The organism is Patulibacter sp. SYSU D01012, from assembly GCF_017916475.1.
Lineage (GTDB): Bacteria > Actinomycetota > Thermoleophilia > Solirubrobacterales > Solirubrobacteraceae > Patulibacter.
Window position 1 is genome coordinate 595,986 of sequence record NZ_JAFMTB010000001.1, and the last position, 18,055, is coordinate 614,040.

The 18,055-nt window shown below is 76.7% G+C and carries 14 protein-coding genes; 8 read left to right on the top strand and 6 right to left on the bottom strand.

Features of this window, described 5'->3' with window-relative positions; all coding sequences use genetic code 11:
• Positions 1-82 precede the first annotated feature (82 nt).
• Positions 83-997 (top strand): alpha/beta fold hydrolase, encoded by a 915-nt coding sequence (locus J3P29_RS02650; RefSeq protein ID WP_210491486.1) that lies wholly within the window; start codon positions 83-85, stop codon positions 995-997.
• 143 nt (positions 998-1,140) lie between these two features.
• Here the strand turns inward: J3P29_RS02650 and J3P29_RS02655 are convergent, their stop codons facing one another.
• Both J3P29_RS02655 and J3P29_RS02660 read right to left on the bottom strand, forming a co-directional pair.
• Positions 1,141-2,229, bottom strand: a complete 1,089-nt coding sequence (locus J3P29_RS02655) for a histidine kinase (RefSeq protein ID WP_210491487.1) — start codon at positions 2,227-2,229, stop codon at positions 1,141-1,143.
• Between the two features lie 47 nt (positions 2,230-2,276).
• The gene (locus tag J3P29_RS02660) at positions 2,277-3,290 is read right to left on the bottom strand and encodes a LacI family DNA-binding transcriptional regulator (RefSeq protein WP_210491488.1); all 1,014 of its coding nucleotides are present in this window, start codon (positions 3,288-3,290) and stop codon (positions 2,277-2,279) included.
• A 158-nt stretch (positions 3,291-3,448) separates the two neighbouring features.
• Between J3P29_RS02660 and J3P29_RS02665 the strand changes: the two genes are divergently transcribed.
• From J3P29_RS02665 to J3P29_RS02675, 3 genes are read left to right on the top strand one after another with little or no spacing between them, the layout of a single operon-like run.
• Positions 3,449-3,670 carry a hypothetical protein gene (locus J3P29_RS02665; RefSeq protein WP_210491489.1) on the top strand — a complete coding sequence of 74 codons (222 nt, stop codon included), beginning with the start codon at positions 3,449-3,451 and terminating at the stop codon, positions 3,668-3,670.
• Positions 3,667-5,190, top strand: a complete 1,524-nt coding sequence (locus J3P29_RS02670; RefSeq protein WP_210491490.1) for a sodium:solute symporter family protein — start codon at positions 3,667-3,669, stop codon at positions 5,188-5,190. Before J3P29_RS02665 ends, J3P29_RS02670 begins: the two co-directional genes overlap by 4 nt.
• On the top strand, positions 5,187-6,302 hold the full coding sequence (locus tag J3P29_RS02675) for a class II histone deacetylase (protein ID WP_210491491.1): 1,116 nt from the start codon (positions 5,187-5,189) through the stop codon (positions 6,300-6,302). The genes J3P29_RS02670 and J3P29_RS02675 overlap by 4 nt, the downstream gene beginning before the upstream one ends.
• Before the next feature lie 58 nt (positions 6,303-6,360).
• Here J3P29_RS02675 and J3P29_RS02680 read toward each other — a convergent pair whose 3' ends face one another.
• A complete protein-coding gene (locus tag J3P29_RS02680) occupies positions 6,361-6,855 on the bottom strand; it encodes an Lrp/AsnC family transcriptional regulator (protein WP_210491492.1) in 495 nt (164 codons plus the stop codon).
• A 127-nt stretch (positions 6,856-6,982) separates the two neighbouring features.
• Here J3P29_RS02680 and J3P29_RS02685 point away from each other — a divergent pair, with 127 nt between their 5' ends.
• Entirely contained in the window at positions 6,983-9,934 is a 2,952-nt protein-coding gene (locus tag J3P29_RS02685) for an aminotransferase (RefSeq protein WP_210491493.1), read from the top strand.
• Between the two features lie 21 nt (positions 9,935-9,955).
• On the opposite strand, the gene J3P29_RS02690 is transcribed toward J3P29_RS02685, so the two are convergent.
• Positions 9,956-10,858, bottom strand: coding sequence for a serine hydrolase (locus J3P29_RS02690; RefSeq protein ID WP_210491494.1), 903 nt, complete (start codon positions 10,856-10,858; stop codon positions 9,956-9,958).
• Positions 10,855-11,742 carry a LysR family transcriptional regulator gene (locus J3P29_RS02695; RefSeq protein ID WP_210491495.1) on the bottom strand — a complete coding sequence of 296 codons (888 nt, stop codon included), beginning with the start codon at positions 11,740-11,742 and terminating at the stop codon, positions 10,855-10,857. The genes J3P29_RS02690 and J3P29_RS02695 overlap by 4 nt, the downstream gene beginning before the upstream one ends.
• Before the next feature lie 83 nt (positions 11,743-11,825).
• On the opposite strand from J3P29_RS02695, the gene bla reads away from it, so the two are divergent.
• Complete coding sequence (gene bla, locus J3P29_RS02700) at positions 11,826-12,743, top strand: class A beta-lactamase (protein WP_210491496.1); 918 nt, start codon at positions 11,826-11,828, stop codon at positions 12,741-12,743.
• Between the two features lie 19 nt (positions 12,744-12,762).
• Here bla and J3P29_RS02705 read toward each other — a convergent pair whose 3' ends face one another.
• Positions 12,763-14,658: a kelch repeat-containing protein gene (locus J3P29_RS02705; protein WP_210491497.1), complete on the bottom strand. Its 1,896-nt coding sequence runs from the start codon at positions 14,656-14,658 to the stop codon at positions 12,763-12,765.
• 172 nt (positions 14,659-14,830) lie between these two features.
• Here J3P29_RS02705 and J3P29_RS02710 point away from each other — a divergent pair, with 172 nt between their 5' ends.
• Together J3P29_RS02710 and J3P29_RS02715 are read left to right on the top strand one after the other, a co-directional pair.
• Entirely contained in the window at positions 14,831-16,888 is a 2,058-nt protein-coding gene (locus J3P29_RS02710; RefSeq protein ID WP_210491498.1) for an NAD(+) synthase, read from the top strand.
• Between the two features lie 282 nt (positions 16,889-17,170).
• The gene (locus J3P29_RS02715) at positions 17,171-17,965 is read left to right on the top strand and encodes a hypothetical protein (protein ID WP_210491499.1); all 795 of its coding nucleotides are present in this window, start codon (positions 17,171-17,173) and stop codon (positions 17,963-17,965) included.
• Positions 17,966-18,055: the final 90 nt, after the last annotated feature.

Consider the following 18,055-nt stretch of genomic DNA (forward strand, 5'->3'; position numbering starts at 1 on the left):
CCTTGTACGGCGTTCAAGAGTGCGCTACCGTCCGCGCCCCGTCGTCTTGAACGGCGTTCTACAGAGCGAGGAGCGCGCACGCATGAGCACCACGAGCCCGGCCACCCACACCCGCGAGGACGTCAGCTTCGACTCGCACGGCACGTCGTGTGCCGCGTGGCTCTACCGCCCGGACGGGGTCGACTCCCCGCCGATCGTCGTCATGGCCCACGGCTTCGCGGCCGTGCGCGGCATGCGCCTGGACGCGTACGCCGAGCGGTTCGCGCAGGCGGGCTTCGCGGTCCTCGTGTTCGACTACCGCGGCTTCGGCGACAGCGACGGCGAGCCCCGCCGCGTCCTCAGCGTCCCCCGGCAGCACGAGGACTGGCGGGCCGCCGTCGCCTACGCGCGCACGCTCCCCGGCGTCGACGCCTCGCGCGTCGTCGCCTGGGGCACGTCCTTCGCCGGCGGTCACGTCCTGCACCTCGCCGCCGACGACCACGACCTCGCGGCCGTCGTCGTGCAGGTCCCCCACGTCAGCGGCCCCGCAGCGGTCCGCTCCGTGCCGGTCCGCGTCTCCGTCCGCCTGATCCTCGCCGGGCTGCGCGACGCGATCGGCGCGGCGCTCGGTCGTCCGCCGCTCCGCGTCCCGGCCGTGGGCCAGCCGGGCGAGGTCGCGATGATCACCGCCCCCGACGCCTGGCCGCTCGTGCGCCGCCTCGCCGCCGCCGACCTGCCCCGGTTCGACCGCGAGAACGCCGTCGCCGCCCGCATCGCCCTGTGGATTGCGAGCTACTCTCCCGGCCGCCGCGCGAGGCGGATCACCGCGCCGACGCTGGTGCAGATCGCCCTGCGGGACGTCGTGACCCCGGTGGAGGTCGCCCGGAAGGCCGCGGCGCGCATCCCTCGCGTGCAGGTGAAGACGTACGACTGCTCGCACTTCGAGCCGTACCTCGACCCGTACTTCGACCGCGTCGTCGGCGACCAGATCGCGTTCCTCGCCCGCGCGCTCGGGTGACGCCGCCCGTCCCACGTCCGCGGTCTCGACGCCCCGGCCGGCGCGTGGCGGGCGGCAGGCGGGCTCGGCGGGCGGGTCCCGTGGCGCCGCTGCGCGTGCGGGCCGGCGAGCGGACGCGGGCACGGAGCGCGCTCCTCGGGATCTCAGACCGGCAGCGGCAGCCGCGCCGCCACGAGCGTCCCGCCCTCGCCCGCGCTGCCCACGGCCAGGGTGCCGCCGACCGCCTCGACCCGGTCGCGCAGGCCCTGGAGCCCACCGCCGGGTCGCACGTGCGCGCCGCCGCGGCCGTCGTCGTGGACGGCCACGTGCAGCGCGCCGTCCTGCGCGGTCACCTCGACCGCCGCCCGGGTCGCGGCCGCGTGCTTGGCGACGTTGGCCAGCGCCTCGGCGACGACGTAGTACGCCGCCGCCTCGGTCCCGGCGGGCCAGCGGTCCTCGGGCACGGCGACGGTCACCGGGAGCGGGGCGCGGGCGGTCAGCGACTCGACCGCCGCGGCGAGCCCGCGGCTGGTCAGGATCGACGGATGGATGCCGGCGACGAGGTCGCGCAGCTCGCCGATCGTCGTGCGCGCCTCGGCGACCGCGCCCTGGAGCATCCCGCGCGCCACCTCGGGGTCGCGGTCGAGCGCCAGCACGCCCTGCTGGACGGCGAGCGCGACGGTCATGAGTCGCTGCTGCGCGCCGTCGTGCAGATCCCGCCCCAGCCGTCGGCGCTCGGCGTCGGCCGCGGCGACGATGCGGGCGCGGGACGCCGCCACCTCGTCCGCCCGCGTGCGCTCCACCGCCTCGCGGCGCCGCGCCTCCTCCGCCGCCCGGCGCTCCGTCTCGTCGCGGAAGACCACCACCGCGCCGCGCCCGTCCGGCGTGGCGAAGGGCGCCGACGAGTACGAGACGGCCACCATCGACCCGTCGGCGCGGACGAACCAGTCCTCGGCCACGCGCACCGTCTCGCCCGTGCGGCGCGGGCGCAGCAGCGGGCACTCGTCCTCGGGGAACGGCGTCCCGTCGGGGCGGTGGTCGTGGATCGTCGCGTGGCTCGCCCGGCCGAGCAGCGCGCCCGGGTCGTCGTAGCGCAGGATCGCCGCGCCCGCCGGGTTGACGAAGCGCACTGCGCCCGCGTGGTCCACGACGTAGACCCCGTCGGCGATGCTCGCCACGAGCGCCGCCAGCACCCCGGCCGGGTCGCCCGCCGCCGCGCCCCCGAGCCCCGCGATGGCCGCCGCGTCGTGCATGCCGCGAGCGTACGCGGCGCGCGTCGCCGCCGCGCGGGCCGTTCGCGTCAGTCGTCGCCGAGCACGGCGCGCAGGCGGGCCGAGCGCCGCACGCGCCCGGCGTGCTCGCGGTGCACCGGCGCCTCGCCGGTGCGGCCCGCCAGCACCTCGCCCAGCAGCAGCGCGGCCTCGTGCCCGAACGCCGTCGGGTCGACGTCGACGCACGTGATCGCCGGCTCGCCGATCTCGGTCGTCGGGTCGCCGACGAGCGACACCAGGTCCAGGTCCGCGCCGATGTCGCGGCCCAGCCGCAGGAGCGTGGCGCGCGACCGGCCGGCCAGGCTCTGCGGCGCGCACAGCAGCGCGTCGACCTCGGGCGTCACGAGCGCCTCGACGGCGGCGCGCAGCTCGTGGGGATGGGACGACACGGGCAGCGTCTGCAGGCGGACGTCGACGTCGTGCTCGGCGCACCACGCGCGGTACGTGGCCTGCACGTCGCTCGACCACGAGGACGCGAAGTCGCGGTCCCACGCCAGCAGCGCGGGGCGCCGGCGGCCCGCGGCGCGCAGGTCGTCCAGGACGGCGCGCAGCAGGCGGGCGTGCGGGGCCTCGATCACGGCGTCGACCTGGGGGAGGGGATCGCCGAGCGGGCGCCCCGCGGCGACCACGGGCAGCCGCTGCTCCGCCATCAGCCGCAGGATCGGGTCGTCGGGCAGCGGGTCGACGACGATCGCGCCGTCGACGGCGAAGGGGCGCGGCGCGTGCTCCTGGTCGCGGGCGAAGAGCACCAGGTCGGCGTCGAGGGCCGCCGCGCCGCGCACCGCGCCCATCGCGAACTCCATGTAGAAGGCGAACGAGCGCACCCGCGGCGGCACGTACAGGCCGATCGCCCCGAGCGTCCGCGTGCGCAGGCTGCGGGCCGCCCGGTTCTGCACGTAGCCCAGGCGGTCGGCGGCCTCGCGCACCCGCTCCCGGGTGGTGGCGGCGACCTGTCCCCGGCCCTGCAGCGCGTCCGACACGGTGGTCTTCGACAGGCCCAGCTCGCGGGCGAGGTCGACGATCGTGACGCGCGCCCGGGACATGCCGGATCCATCGTACGCACGGCCCCCCGAACGGGGCGGGCCGCCGAATCCGTGTTGACACGCGCGGCGAGACGGTGCATTCTGGCGGCGCCCGGAACGTTCCGGGCGCCGTCCGGACCGGGAGAGCCGGACACCCCGCCCCTGTCTGGAGAGGACCCATGACCCCTGCCCCGCCCACCCGCGACCGGCGCCGCACGGCGATCCTCGTGATCGCGGCGCTCGACGCGCTCCTGCTGCTCTTCCCGCCCGTCCAGTGGTGGCTCGCCTCGGGCGACGCCACCGTCGGCATCGGCTACTTCCTCGTCGCCGGCCTGCTCGTGACGCTCAGCGTCGTCGCGATCCACCACCTCGACGCCAGCGCCGGGGAGGACGAGCGATGAACATGGTCCTCGGCTACGGCGGCGTCGCGCTGCTGTTCCTCGTCATCGTCGTCGTCCTCGAGCGTCATCGGCGCACGGAGACGTCCTTCAGCGAGTACGCCACCGCCGGCCGGTCGTTCGGCCCGTGGTACTCGATGATGGCCTTCGTCAACACGTGGTACCCGGGCACGATCTTCATCTCGTTCGCCGGCCTGGCCGCGGCGTCCGGGGTCATCGGCTTCTACTTCGTCCCGTACTCGCTGCTCGCGGTCGTGCTCATGTACTTCCTGGCGCGGCCCGTGCACGTGTGGGGCAAGGAGCACGACCTGCGCACGCAGGCCGACTTCCTGGGCCTGCGCTACGACTCGACCGTCGTGCGCGTCGTCGCGGCGCTCATCGGCATCGTGGCGTCGTTCCCGTGGCTCGTGCTCGGCATGCAGTCGCTCACGCTCGTCTTCACGTACCTGTCCTTCGGTCGGGTCGAGGCGACGGACGCCGTCTACATCGGCATCGCCGTCATCGTCGTGCGCCAGATCTGGACGATCCGCATGGGTGCCCGCGGCATCGTCATCGGCGACATGGTCCAGGGCATCGTCGCCTACCTGCTGGGCACGCTGCTCGTCGTCGGACTGCTCACCTGGCTGCTGACGAACGGCCACGGCTTCGGCGCGCCGGGCGACGCGTTCTTCGAGATCCCCGGCCCGGGCAGCGCGACCGGCGGGCTGTACTACCTGTCGCTCGTGATGACCGGCGCGCTCGGCGGCTGGTGCTGGCCCGACATCTTCGTCCGCCTGTTCGCGTCCCGCGGCCCCGAGACGATCAAGCAGGCCGCCGTCCGCGCCGCGCCGCTCATGTTCATCTTCGGCACCGCCGTCGCGCTCATGGCGATCGCCGCGTCGACCCTGCCGGGCGTCGCCGAGGCCCCCGACGCCGTCTTCTTCCTGACCGCCGACGCCGTCGGCCCGTTCGCGGTGACCCTGGCCGGCATGTGCGTCGTCGCCGCGACCATGGGCAACGTCGGCGCCAACCTGCAGGCGCTCGGCGCGCAGACGGCCAACGACGTCGTCGGCGTGCTGCGCCGGCGCCGCGTCGAGAGCCCGCGCGTCGGCCAGCTCGCTGTCGGCGCGCTGCTGCTCGTGTCGGCCGTCTTCGCCGTCTCGACCGCGAAGACGACGTCCAACCTGGTCGAGCTGGCGATGATCTCGTACGCCGGCATCGTCCAGCTGGCCCCGACGCTGTTCCTGGGCGTCTTCTGGCGCCGCGGCAACGCCGTCGCGGCGACCGCGTCGATGATCGCCGGCTTCGCGACCGCCGCGGTGCTGCAGTGGCAGTACCCCGACGCCGTGCCGGGCCTCGAGGGCCTGAGCGGCGGCATGGTCGGCCTGATCGTCAACGCCGCCGTCTACGTCGCCTGCGCCCTCCTCGTGCCGACGCGCGAGGAGGAGCGTCGCCGCGTCGACGAGCTCTTCGCGGCCGTGCGCGAGCCGCGACGCGCGTCCGTCCCCGTCTCCACCCTCCCCGACCTGGAGCCCGCCGCATGACCACCCGCACCGGCTACGTCTGGCACGAGCGCTACGCCTGGCACGACACCGGCACCGCGCTCGGCATCTACCCCGCCGGGGGCGCCCTGCAGCCCTGGCACGCCTTCGAGTCCTCCGAGTCCAAGTCGCGCATCGCGGGGCTGATCGAGGTCTCGGGGATGCTCGACGCGCTCGAGCGCATCCCGGCGCGGCCGGCCACCCGCGACGACCTGCTGCGGGTCCACACGCCCGAGCACGTCGACCGGATCCGGGCGCTCAGCGACGATCGCGGCGGCGACGGCGGCGACGGCTTCACGCCGTTCGGCCCCGGCTCGTACGAGATCGCGTCGCTCGCCGCGGGCGGCACGATCGCCGCGACCCGGGCGGTCGTGGCGGGGCAGGTCGACAACGCCTACGCGCTCGTCCGCCCGCCCGGCCACCACGCCGTCGCGGACTCCGGCATGGGCTACTGCCTGTTCAACAACGTCGCGGTGGCGATCGAGCACGCGCGCGCCGAGCTCGGCGTCGGCCGCGTGGCGATCGTCGACTACGACGTGCACCACGGCAACGGCGCCCAGAGCATCTTCTGGGAGGACCCCGACGTCCTGACGATCTCGCTGCACCAGGAGCGGCTGTTCCCGCAGGACAGCGGCGAGACGACGGAGACCGGCGGCGGCGCGGGCGAGGGCGCGTGCCTGAACGTGCCGCTCCCCGCGGGCTGCGGCAACGGCGCGTACCTGGCGGCGATCGACCGGGTGGCCGTGCCGGCCCTGCGCGCGTTCGCGCCCGACCTGATCATGGTCTGCTCGGGCTTCGACCCCAGCGCCCTGGACCCGCTCGGCTGCATGTCGGTCACCGCGGCGGGCTTCGGCGGCATCGCCGCGCGCCTGCTCGCCGCGGCGGGCGAGATCTGCGGTGGGCGCATCGTCTTCTCGCACGAGGGCGGCTACTCGCCCGCCCACGCACCGTTCTGCGCGCTGCGGGTGCTCGAGGCGCTGTCCGGCCACGAGACCGGGGTCGGCGACCCGTTCGACCTGAGCTTCGGGGACTCGCCCGCGCACGAGCTGCGGCCGTGGCAGGACGAGGCGATCGCCCAGGCCGAGCAGGTGGCGCAGCTGCTGCGGACGGCCTGAGCGCCGCGGGCGGGCCGCGGCCGTGGTCGCCGTCCGCCCGCGGCCGTCGGGCGCGCGCCTAGCGCGTGCCCCACGTGAAGCGGTGCGTGTGGATGCGGTAGTAGCTGAACGTCTCCACGCTGCGGACCCCCGGCACGGTGCGGATCCGGCGGCTCACGGTCTCGTACAGCGCGTCGTTGTCCGTCGCGATCACCTCGACGAGCAGGTCGGCCGAGCCGGCGGCGATCACCAGGTAGATCACCTCGTCGATCGCGCCCAGCGCGTCCGCCACCGCCTCGACGTCGCCCTCGACGCCGATCGCGAGCATCGCCATGCTGCGGTAGCCGAGCTTGAGCGGGTCCGTCACCCCGACGACGTCGAGGATCCCCCGCTCGCGCAGGCGCAGGACGCGGGCGCGGACGGCGCCCGAGGACAGGCCCGTCGCGGCGGCCAGGTCCGAGTACGGCAGGCGGCCGTCGTCCTGGAGCAGCTCGAGCAGCGTCCGGTCCGTCGCGTCCAGGCCGCCGTCCGGGGCGGCGCGCGGATCGTCGGTGCCGGGGCCGTCCGTGCTCATGGATCGGCAGTATGACGCACTATCCGCTGTCGAATCGGTTGCGTTCGGGCCGAATGTCCGTAGGATCGGCAGCACGGCGGCGCTTCGGCCGCCGTCTCGTTCCCCGGCCCCGATCCGAGAGCCCCGCATGGACGCCCCCAGCACCGGCCTGCCCCGCCCCGCCGTCACCGTCGACGACGCCCGCCGCTGGGCGCGCGAGCACTGGGGCGTCGACGGGGTCGGCACCGAGCTCGGCAGCCAGCAGGACCGCAACGTCCTGATCACCACCCCGGACGGCGACCGTCGCCTGCTGAAGGTCAGCAACCCGGCCTTCCCGCGCGCCGAGATCGAGGCGCAGGACCTGGTGATGCGCCGGCTCGCCGCCGCCGGACACGCCGTCCCGCAGCCCCTGCCGGCCGCGGACGGCGCCGAGATCGTGACCGTGGACGTCGACGGCACGCCGCACCACGTGCGGCTGCTGACGTTCGTCCCCGGCGCGCCGCTCGCCGACTGCGGGGCGCCGACGGGTCGCACCCTCGAGCGGGTCGGACGCCTGGCGGGCCGCGTCGTCGCGACGCTGGCGGACGTCGAGCACCCGGGCCTGGAGCGCGACCTGCAGTGGGATCTGCGCCACGCCGAGCGCGCCGTCCGCGAGCGCCTGCACCACGTCCTCGACCCCGCGCGCCGCGTGCAGGTCGAGCAGGCCGTCGACGCCGCCGCCGCGCTGCTGGCGCCGCTCGAGGGCGACCTGCCGCTGCAGCCGGTGCACGGCGACCTGACCGAGGACAACCTGGTCGGCGCGCGCGACGCCGTCGGCCGGCTCGACGTCACGGGGATCATCGACTTCGGCGACGCGATGACGAGCTGGCGCGTGGCCGAGCTGGCCGTCGCGTGCTCGTCCGTCGCGCGGCACGAGCCGGGCCGGCCGCTCGCGCTGCTGCCGCTCGTGCGGGCGTTCGACGCCGAGGTGCCCCTGACCGACGCGGAGATCGCGGCGCTGTGGCCGCTGCTCGTGCTGCGCGGGGCGACCCTCGTCGTCTCGGGCGAGGAGCAGGTGGCGATCGACCCGACGAACGACTACGCCGCCAGCGCCCTCGAGCACGAGTGGCGGATGTTCGCGGTGCCGGCCGCCCAGGACGCCGCCGTGATGACGGCGGCGATCCGCCTGGCGCTCGGGCGCGACGTCCCCGCGCCGGCGCCGCCGGCCGACGCGGCGCCGCTCGTCCCCGCGTTCGCGCACACCCCGCCGGCCGTCGTCGACCTGAGCCAGGCGAGCGACGTGCTGTGGGACGGCGCGTGGCTGGAGGACGGGCCGGGCGCCGAGGCCGACGCCCTGGCCACCGCGGCGGCCAGGGCCGGGGCCGCCGCGGCCCGCTACGGCGAGCCGCGCCTGACGCGGGCGCCGGCGCTCGCCCGGGACGAGCCGGCGAACGTGGCGCTCGCCGCCGAGCTGCACGCGCCGGACGCCCTGACGCTCCACGCCCCGTTCGCGGGCACGGTCGAGCGGCGCGGCGACGCGCTCGTGCTGACCGGGGCCGAGGCGGCCGTGGTGCTGGCGCCCGTCCCGGCGGCGACCGCGGGGGCGCTCGGCGACGCACCCCCGGCGCTCCGCCCGCTGGTCGACGACGGCGCGGTGCCGGCCGGCGCGCCGCTCGCGGCCGGTCACGCCGCCCTCGTCTGGCTGACGGTGCCCGCCGCCGTCGCGGGCGCGCTGCCGCCGCGCTTCGTCCCCGCCAGCACGTTCCCGGCGTGGGCGACGCGGGTGCTCGATCCCGCCGCGCTGCTGGGCCTGGACGCGCAGCCGTTCGCGCTCGGCGCCGAGGCGGCCGTCCTCGGCCGCCGCACCGGCGCCTACGCCCCGCTGCAGAGCCACTACTACGCCGCGCCGCCGCAGATCGAGCGCGGCTGGCGCGAGCACCTGATCGACACGACGGGCCGCCACTACGTCGACATGGTCAACAACGTGACGGTCCTCGGCCACGGCCACCCGCGCATCGCCGCGGCCGCGGCCGACCAGTGGCGGCGGCTGAACACGAACTCGCGCTTCCACTACGCCGCCGTCGCGGAGCTGAGCGAGCGCCTGCTCGAGACCTGCCCCGACGGGTTCGACGCCGTCCTGCTCGTCAACAGCGGCTCCGAGGCCGTCGACCTGGCGCTGCGCCTGACGCGCGCGTTCACCGGCCGTGACGACGTCCTCTGCGTCGAGGAGAGCTACCACGGCTGGACGCTGGCGTCCGACGCCGTCTCGACGTCGGTGTCCGACAACCCGCGCGCGCTCGAGGTGCGTCCGGACTGGGTGCACGCCGTCGCCGCGCCCAACGCCTACCGCGGGCGCTACCGCGGCCCCGACGCCGGCGCCTGGTACGCGCAGGACGCCGCGGAGGAGCTGGCGCGCCTGGCCGCCGCCGGCACGCCGGTGGGCACGTGGATCGCCGAGCCGCGCAACGGCAACGCCGGGGCCATCGGGCTGCCCGAGGGCTACCTGCCGGCGGTCTACGACGCGGTCCGGGCGGGCGGCGGCGTCTGCATCGCCGACGAGGTGCAGGTGGGGTACGGCCGCCAGGGCGCCTGGTTCTGGGGCTTCGAGGAGCACGGCGTCGTGCCCGACGTCATCACCGTGGCGAAGGCGATGGGCGACGGCCACCCGCTCGGCGCCGTCATCACCCGCGCCGAGATCGCGCAGGCGCTCGCCGATCAGGGCACGTTCTTCTCGTCGTCCGGCGGCAGCACCCTGTCGTCGCGCATCGGGGTCGAGGTGCTCGACGTCCTGCGGGACGAGCGGCTGCAGCAGAACGCCGCCGAGGTGGGGGAGCACCTGAAGGCGCAGGTCGAGCGGCTGGCCGAGCGCCGGCCGCTCATCGGGGCGGTGCACGGCCGCGGCCTGTACCTGGGCATCGAGCTCGTCCGCGACCGCACGACGCTCGAGCCGGCGACGGAGGAGACCGCAGCCCTGTGCGACCGGATGCGCGAGCTCGGCGTCATCGTCCAGCCGACGGGCGACCGGCAGAACGTGCTGAAGGTCAAGCCGCCGCTGTGCTTCTCGCGCGAGAGCGCCGACTTCTTCGTCGCGATGCTGGACGAGGCGCTCGGGGCGGGCTGAGCGGCCCCGGCGCCGCGCCGGTCAGCCGTCGCGAAGGTGGTCGTGCAGGCGCCGCGCGACCGCGGCGAGCTCGGCCTCGGCCGCGGGCTGCACGGCCGCCGGCACGGACGAGGCCGTCAGGGCCGCGACGGCGATCCGGCGGCCGTCGGCGTGCTCGGCCACGCCGATCTCGTGGCGCAGGTGCAGCAGCGTGCCGGTCTTCGAGGACCACGTCGTGTCGTCCGCGGCCAGCTCGGGGGCCAGCCGGTGCCGGATGACGTTCGCGGCCAGCAGCTCGCGGACGCGCGCCGCCGTCTGCGGGTGCAGGCGCGTCGGGGCCCACAGCTCGGCGAGCAGGGCGCAGCACGCGCGGGCGGTGCCGGTGCTCGCCCGCGCGAGGTCGAGCTGCGGGACCGGGTGCCCGCGCCCGTCCGTGCCGGCGTCGATGGCGAGGGCGTGCGCCAGGTGCGCGTCCGCGGCGGGCAGGGACTCGGCGGGCGTGGCGGCGAGCGGCGACATCCCGTGGCGGACCGTCAGGCCGCCGATCCCGAGGGCGTCGAGGGTGCGGGCGACGTCCGCCGGCGGCACGAGCGCGAACAGCGCGTCCGCCGCGACGTTGTCGCTGACCGCGACGGCCAGGTACAGCAGGTCGTCGATCGCGACGGAGGCGGGGTGCCGGAAGCGGCTCAGGCCCGTCGGGCCCGGCGTGGTGATCCGCCCGGGCTCCACCTCGATCCGCTCCGCGCCGTCGAGCGCGCCCGTCCGGATCCGCTCGAGCGCCGCCACGGCCAGCGGGACCTTCGCGAGCGACGCGATCGGCAGCTCCAGGTCGGCGTCGAGGCCCAGCTCGTCGCCCGAGTCGACGTCGCGGACCAGGAAGGAGCCGCGCAGGCCGGCGTCCGCCAGCCGGCGGCGCAGGTCGTCGAGGAGGTCGAGGGTGCTCATCGCGGACGGGGCGCGGACGGGGCGCCGAGACAGCGTGCCACGTCGTCGCGGAGCCGCCCCTGCAGCCCCTGCGCGTCGTCGCGGACGCCGGCCGCGACGACGTAGCCGCGGGCGAGCGCGGGATCGTCGAGCGCGCGCCACGTCAGGCCGAGCTCGTCGGCCTGCGCCGCGGAGCACAGCAGCAGGTCGGGGCCGTGCAGCGCCTCGGCGGCGGCGCTCGCGAGGGTCGCGGCGACGGTGACCTGCGCGGGCAGCAGGCCGGACCGCTGGGCCGCGCGCACGAGCGGGTCGCGGACGTGGGGGACGTCGTCCTCGGGCTGCAGCCAGATCCGCCGGGCCGGCCGCTGCGCCCGCGTGGGCCGCAGCGCGCGGACGCGCGGCGGGGCCGCCGGCGCCGTCGGCGCGGCGGCCAGGCCGAGGGGGACGACCCACGTCGCGTCGTCCGGGGGCGCCGGGACGAGCGCGGCCCGCAGCTGCCCCGTCTGCACGAGCCGGCGGCGCTCGCCCGGCGGGGCGGCGCGCGTCTCGAGCGCCGCCAGCCCCTCGCGGCGGGCGGCGACGCCGAGCGCCGCCAGGTCGCGCGTGGAGGCGAGCTCGGGGACGCCGAGCGTCAGCGGCCGCAGCGTGGCGCGGCGGGCGTCGTGCTCCAGCACCGCGGCCAGCTCGACGAGCCGGCGGGCGGCGGGCAGCACGTCGCGGCCGAACGGGGTGAGGGCGATCGCCCGCGTCGTCCGATCGAACAGCCGCCGGCCCAGGTGGGACTCGAGCGCCGCGACGCGGCGGCTGGCGACGGGCTGCGGCACGCCGACGGTGGCGGCGCCGTCGGTGAAGCTGCCGCGGTCGGCGACGGCGACGAAGACGCGGCACCCCGCGACCAGGTCCATGGGCTGATCTTATGCGTTCTGCGCATCAATACGGGCATGCGCGTCTTTGATCGCATGGGTGGGGGCCGGTACTCCTTGTGGGCATGGCTCACCGCCCCCGCACCCTCCTCGCGCTCGTCGTCGCCCTCGGCGTGGGCACGGCCCCCGTGGCCGCCTGCGCCTCGACGGCGACGCCGACGACCACCCGCGCCACGCCCGCCGCCGGCCCCTCCCCGTCGGCCACCGCGCGTCCGGCGCTCGCCCGCCTGGAGCGCGGGCACGGCGCGCGGCTCGGCGTCCTGGCCGTCGACACCGGCAGCGGGCGGACGCTCGCGTACCGGGCCGACGAGCGCTTCGCGTTCGCGTCGACGGGCAAGGCGCTGACGGCCGGCCTGCTGCTGCGGACCGCGAGCGACCGCGACCTGCGGCGCGTCGTCCGCTACCGGAAGGCCGACCTGCTCGAGTACGCGCCCGTGACGCGCCGTCACCTGCGCACGGGCATGAGCCTGCGCGGCCTGACGATCGCGGCGCTGCAGCTCAGCGACAACACCGCCGCCAACCTGGTCATGCGCGAGCTCGGCGGGCCGGCGGCCGTCGAGCGGGCGCTGCGGCGGATGGGCGATCGCACCACGCGGGTGGATCGCACCGAGCCGACGCTGAACACGGCGAAGCGCGGCGACCGGCGCGACACGACCACCCCGCGGGCGATCGCCGGCGACCTGCGGAAGCTGCTGCTGGGGACGGAACTCGTCCCGCGGCGCCGCGCGCTCCTGCGGCGCTGGATGATCGGCAACACCACCGGCGACGCGTACGTGCGGGCCGGCGTGCCGGCGGGGTGGGTCGTCGCCGACAAGACGGGGGCCGGCGGGCACGGCACCCGCAACGACGTCGCCGTCGCCTGGCCGCCGCAGGGCGCGCCGATCGTCATCGCCGTGCTCTCCGACCGCCGGGATCCGCAGGCGGCGTCCGACGACGACCTCATCGCCCGGGCGACGCGGACCGCGGTGCGCGCGCTGCGCTGAGACCGCGCCGCGCGCCGGCTCAGCGCGGCAGGCGCACCCGGGCGCGGACGGCGCCGACGCGGCGGGTGACCTGCCCGTCCGCGCCCGTGGCGGTGACGACGACGCGCAGGCGGACCGTCCGCAGGGCGAACCGGGCGCGGCGGCCGACCGCGGTGCGGGCCAGGACGAGCTCGTGGGTGCCGGCGGTCAGCGGGCGCGCGCCGGCGCGCGCCACCGCGATGCGGCCGGGGCCCGGCAGCAGCCCCTGCGGCGCGCGGACGTCGGCGCGGCCGGGCTCGGTGTGGGTCGCGACCGCGGCGACCCGCGCGGCGCTCGTCTCGACGCGCAGGCGGATGCGGGTGCCGCCGTCGGTGGCGCGGATGCCGCGGATCCGCAGCGTGGGGGCCGCCGACGTCGCGGCGGGCGGGGTGAGCGCGGGCGGGACGGGCGCCGGCACCGGCGCGGCCGGCCGCGGGGCCGGGTCCTGCGGCGTGGGCTGCGGCTGCTCCTCCTCCGCCGGCGGGGCCTGCTCGCCGGTCCCGGTCAGCGCCGGCGCGGCGGACGTCTCGGCGTTGTCGTCGAGCGCGAGCCGGGCCGTGCGCGGGCCGGTCGCCGTCGGGGCGAAGCGCACCCGTACGACGCAGTCGTCGCCGGCGGTCACGGGGCCGTCCGTGCAGTCCTCGCGCACGACGGTGAAGTCGCCGGCGTCGGCGCCCTCCACCGCGACGCCCGTGGTCCACAGCCGCTCGGGCCCGTCGTTGCGGACCACCACGTCGCGCTCGGCCGCGGCGCCGGCGCGGACGGCGCCGGCGTCGCCGCCGGTCGCCGTGCGGCGCGTGCGCGGGGTGAACAGCTGCGCCGTCGGGGAGCGGACCCCGTTCGCCACCGTGCCGCCGGCCACCAGGATCCGGCCGTCGGCCAGCGGCGTCAGCGTCGGCTGGACGCGGGGCACGTCGAGGGCGTACTCGCCCGTGACCGCGCCGGTCGTCGGGTCGAGCAGCGGCGTCGTCGCCGTGGCGTCCGTCTGCACCAGGACGCGGTCGTCCGCGAGCGTGGTCGCCGCCGTGGTGTTGCCCGTCAGCAGCGCGGGCCCCATCACCTGCCACGTCCCGCTCGCCGGCGCGTAGGCCTCCGCCCGTCCCACGAGGCCGCTCCGGTTCACGCCGCCGACGACCACGACCCGGCCGTCGCGCAGGACGGCGCTGCCGGCCTGGCTGCGCGCGTCCGTCATGGCGGCCGTGGGCGCCCACACGCCCAGCCGCGGGTCGTACGTCTCGGCCGACGCGGCGAAGGTCGTGCTGCCCCCGCCCTGGTCCGCGCCGCCGGCGACGAGGACGCGGCCGTCCGGCAGCAGGGCGGCCCGCGCGTTCTCGCGGCCGGCGCCCATCGGGACGGGGGCGGACCACGTGCCGGTCGCCGGGTCGTAGATCTCGCTCGTCGCCTCCGCGGGCTGGAGGAAGTCCGACCCGCCCGCGACGAGGATGCGGCCGTCGCCCAGCGCGACGGCGACCTGGCCGCTACGGGGCCGGTGCATCGGCGGACCGGGCGTCCAGGCGTTCGTCGCGGGGTCGTAGAGCTCCGTCGTCGCCGTGGCGCCCGCGGCGGTGAAGCCGCCGGTGAGGAGCACGCGGCCGTCCGGCAGCAGCGCGGCGGCGGCGTAGTGCCGGCCGGCGCCGAGCGTGCCCGCCGGGCTCCAGGTGCCGCGCGCGGGGTCGTAGAGCTCGGCGGAGGGCACTTCGCCGGTGCCGGAGAACCCGCTCGCCACCAGGATGCGCCCGTCGGCCAGGCGCACCGCCGCGGCCGCGCTCCGCCCGGCGGCCATGGAGCCCGTGGGCGCCCAGCCCGACGCGGCGGACGCGATCGTCGGCGCCGTCGCGCCCAGCGCGAGGGCCACCGCCCCGGCGACGAGGGCGGGGCGGGCGGCGGGACGGCGCATGCCGGCCAACCTACCCGCCGTCCCGCGCTCCCGCGAGCGATCGGGGCGGTGGCTCGTACGACCGTCCGACGGGCGCCGTTGTCGGCGTCAACCCTTCGGCGGGCCCGGCGTGCGGCGTCCGCGCGCACCGTCCGGATGCCCGCCGCCGCTTTGGGGTACGACTCCGAGCAGCATGGACTTCCGCAGCCTCTACTCGCACGGCTTCGTCCGGGTCGCCGCCTGCACGGCCGGCACCGTCATCGCCGACCCGCCCGCGAACGCCGACGCGGTGCTCCGCCAGGCCCGCGCGCTGCACGAGGAGGGGGTCGCCGTCGCGGTGTTCCCCGAGATGGGGCTGACCGGGTACTCGATCGAGGACCTCTTCCACCAGGACGTCGTGCTCGACGAGGTCGAGGCCGCGGTCGCGACGATCGTCGAGGCGTCGGCCGGGCTGCTGCCCGTGCTCGTCGTCGGCGCGCCGCTGCGGCACCGCAACCGGCTCTACAACTGCGCGGTCGTGATCCACCGCGGCCGGGTCCTGGGCGTGGCACCGAAGTCGTACCTGCCGACGTACCGCGAGTTCTACGAGCGCCGCCAGCTCGCGCCGGGCGACGACGAGCGCGCGGGCGAGATCCGCCTGGCGGGCGCCGACGTGCCGTTCGGCCCCAACCTGCTCTTCGCCGCCGAGGACGTCCCCGGCCTGGTGCTCCACGCCGAGGTCTGCGAGGACCTGTGGGTGCCGGTGCCGCCGAGCGCCGAGGCCGCGCTGGCGGGCGCCACGGTGCTGCTCAACCTGTCCGGCAGCCCGATCACCGTCGGCCGCGCCGAGGACCGCAAGCTCTACGCGCGCTCGGCGTCGTCGCGCTGCCTGGCCGCCTACGTCTACGCCGCGGCGGGCGAGGGCGAGTCCACGACGGACCTGTCGTGGGACGGCCAGACGATGATCTTCGAGAACGGCGACCTGCTCGCCGAGACGGAGCGCTTCCCGCAGGGCGACCGCGCGTCGATCGCCGACGTCGACGTGGACCGGCTGCGCCAGGAGCGCATGCGCATGGGGACGTTCGACGACAACCGCCGGGTGCACGCCGCCCGCACGGGCGACTTCCGCACCGTCCCCTTCGCGCTGGACCCGCCGCGCGACCGCGACCTGGGCCTGCGCCGCCCGCTCGAGCGCTTCCCGTTCGTGCCCGCCGACGAGGAGCGCCTGGAGCTCGACTGCTACGAGGCGTACAACATCCAGGTCGCCGGCCTGATGCGCCGCCTGGACTCCATCGGCGCGCCGAAGATCGTCATCGGCGTCTCGGGCGGCCTGGACTCGACGCACGCGCTGATCGTCGCCGCGAAGGCGATGGACCGCGCCGGGCGCCCGCGCACCGACATCCTGGGCTTCACGCTCCCCGGCTTCGCGACGAGCTCGGGCACGAAGAGCAACGCCCACAAGCTGATGGACGCGCTCGGCATCACGAAGGCCGAGATCGACATCACCGACACCGCGCGGCTGATGCTGAAGGAGATGGGCCACCCGTTCGCCGAGGGCGAGCCCGTCTACGACGTCACGTTCGAGAACGTCCAGGCCGGCCTGCGCACGGACTACCTGTTCCGCATCGCCAACCAGCGGAACGGCATCGTGCTGGGCACCGGCGACCTGTCCGAGCTGGCGCTGGGCTGGGCCACCTACGGCGTCGGCGACCAGATGAGCCACTACACGGTCAACTCGGGCGTGCCGAAGACGCTGATCCAGCACCTGATCCGCTGGGTCGTCTCCTCGGGCCAGTTCGAGGGCGACGTGAACGAGACGCTCACCTCGATCCTCGACACCGAGATCAGCCCCGAGCTGGTCCCCGGCGAGGAGCTGCAGTCCACGGAGTCGAAGATCGGCCCGTACGCGCTGCAGGACTTCACGCTCTTCCACGTCCTGCGCTACGGCTTCCGCCCGGGCAAGATCGGCTTCCTGGCGTGGCACGCGTGGCGCGACGTGGACGCCGGCGAGTGGCCCCCCGGCTTCCCCGACGAGAAGCGAGGCACGTACGACCTGCCCGAGATCCGCCGCTGGCTCGAGGTCTTCCTGCGCCGCTACTTCGGCTTCGCCCAGTTCAAGCGCTCCGCGCTGCCGAACGGCCCGAAGGTCTCGGCCGGCGGCTCGCTCTCGCCGCGCGGCGACTGGCGCGCCCCGTCCGACACGACGGCCGCGGCGTGGCTGCGCGACCTGGAGCGGTGGGACGCCGCGGGGGCCTGGGGGGCGCAGGACTAGGGGCGCCGCGGCGGGGCGGGCGCGCGGTGGGACTTCCCGCCGCCCGCGCCCAGGTGGTGGGAATCGGCATCGCCCCGCGAGGCGGATTCCCACCGGAACCGCCGGGACGGCGGCGATCCCCACCGCGTGCCGCTGGCCCGCCGCCCGCTGCGGCCCGCCCCGGCTCGATCCTCGGGCCTCGACCGCCACGACCCGTCCCCGTCCCCGTCCCCGTCCCGCGACTCTCAGGGTCTCTCAGGAACCCCTGCGGCCCCGCCCAGGGTCGCGGCCGATCCTGGGGACATGAAGCGTTCCCTCAGGAAGACCGCCGCGATCACCACCGCGGCCGTCCTGGCCCTCGGCGGCGGCGCGTACGCCGCGACCGCCGCGACGAAGGCGCCGACGCCCCTCACCGGCAGCATCACCGACCGGGCCTCCGAGGCCGCGGTGGCGAAGGTGTCGGGCGGCACGCTCGTGGGCCTGCAGAGCGCGCCCGACGGGACGTTCCGTGCCCAGGTGCGCAAGGCCGACGGGGCGTTCGTCGTCGTCGAGCTCGACAAGGACCTGAAGGTCACGGGCACCCGCGAGGGCGGTCCCGGCGGGGGAGGCCCCGGGTTCGGGGGGCCGGGCTTCGGCGGTCCCGGCCGCGGCGGCCCGGGCTTCGGGCCGCACGTCGACACCGCTGCCCTGGCGAAGGCGCTCGGCGTGACCGAGGCCAAGCTCACCGCCGCCCTCGAGCAGGTCCGCCCGGACAGGGACGACCACGCCGCCGAGATGGCGGCGGCGATCGCGAAGGCGCTCGGCGCGAAGACCGAGGACGTCCAGGCGGTGCTCGAGGACCAGCACGGTGCGGGTGGTCCGGGCCGCGGGGGCCCCGGTCCCGGCGGCCCCGGCGGCGGGCCGGAGGAGCTCGTCTCCGCCCTCGCGAAGAAGACCGGCAAGACCGAGGACGAGGTGCGCGAGGCGCTGAAGGCCGCGCGGCCCGACCGCGCCGAGAAGCGCAGCGAGCACGTCGCCGCCCTCGCGAAGGCGCTCGGCCTGAGCACCGAGAAGGTGCAGACCGCGCTCGACGCCCAGCGCCCGGCGGGCCGCCCGTAGGGGGGGCGGGGCGCGGCGCGACCGCGACCGATGAGTCCTGCGGCGTCGGACGGTCTCTGCTCCGACCGACCCACGCGCCCCGCTCGCGGC

What these genes read in the sequence shown, in the direction of transcription:
- J3P29_RS02680 (WP_210491492.1), bottom strand. Translation starts at nt 6,855, where the DNA reads ATGAGCACGGACGGCCCCGGCACCGACGATCCGCGCGCCGCCCCGGAC.
- J3P29_RS02690 (WP_210491494.1), bottom strand. Translation starts at nt 10,858, where the DNA reads ATGAGCACCCTCGACCTCCTCGACGACCTGCGCCGCCGGCTGGCGGAC.
- J3P29_RS02660 (WP_210491488.1), bottom strand. Translation starts at nt 3,290, where the DNA reads ATGTCCCGGGCGCGCGTCACGATCGTCGACCTCGCCCGCGAGCTGGGC.
- J3P29_RS02685 (WP_210491493.1), top strand. Translation starts at nt 6,983, where the DNA reads ATGGACGCCCCCAGCACCGGCCTGCCCCGCCCCGCCGTCACCGTCGAC.
- J3P29_RS02710 (WP_210491498.1), top strand. Translation starts at nt 14,831, where the DNA reads ATGGACTTCCGCAGCCTCTACTCGCACGGCTTCGTCCGGGTCGCCGCC.
- J3P29_RS02670 (WP_210491490.1), top strand. Translation starts at nt 3,667, where the DNA reads ATGAACATGGTCCTCGGCTACGGCGGCGTCGCGCTGCTGTTCCTCGTC.
- J3P29_RS02665 (WP_210491489.1), top strand. Translation starts at nt 3,449, where the DNA reads ATGACCCCTGCCCCGCCCACCCGCGACCGGCGCCGCACGGCGATCCTC.
- bla (WP_210491496.1), top strand. Translation starts at nt 11,826, where the DNA reads ATGGCTCACCGCCCCCGCACCCTCCTCGCGCTCGTCGTCGCCCTCGGC.
- J3P29_RS02675 (WP_210491491.1), top strand. Translation starts at nt 5,187, where the DNA reads ATGACCACCCGCACCGGCTACGTCTGGCACGAGCGCTACGCCTGGCAC.
- J3P29_RS02695 (WP_210491495.1), bottom strand. Translation starts at nt 11,742, where the DNA reads ATGGACCTGGTCGCGGGGTGCCGCGTCTTCGTCGCCGTCGCCGACCGC.
- J3P29_RS02705 (WP_210491497.1), bottom strand. Translation starts at nt 14,658, where the DNA reads ATGCGCCGTCCCGCCGCCCGCCCCGCCCTCGTCGCCGGGGCGGTGGCC.
- J3P29_RS02650 (WP_210491486.1), top strand. Translation starts at nt 83, where the DNA reads ATGAGCACCACGAGCCCGGCCACCCACACCCGCGAGGACGTCAGCTTC.
- J3P29_RS02715 (WP_210491499.1), top strand. Translation starts at nt 17,171, where the DNA reads ATGAAGCGTTCCCTCAGGAAGACCGCCGCGATCACCACCGCGGCCGTC.
- J3P29_RS02655 (WP_210491487.1), bottom strand. Translation starts at nt 2,229, where the DNA reads ATGCACGACGCGGCGGCCATCGCGGGGCTCGGGGGCGCGGCGGCGGGC.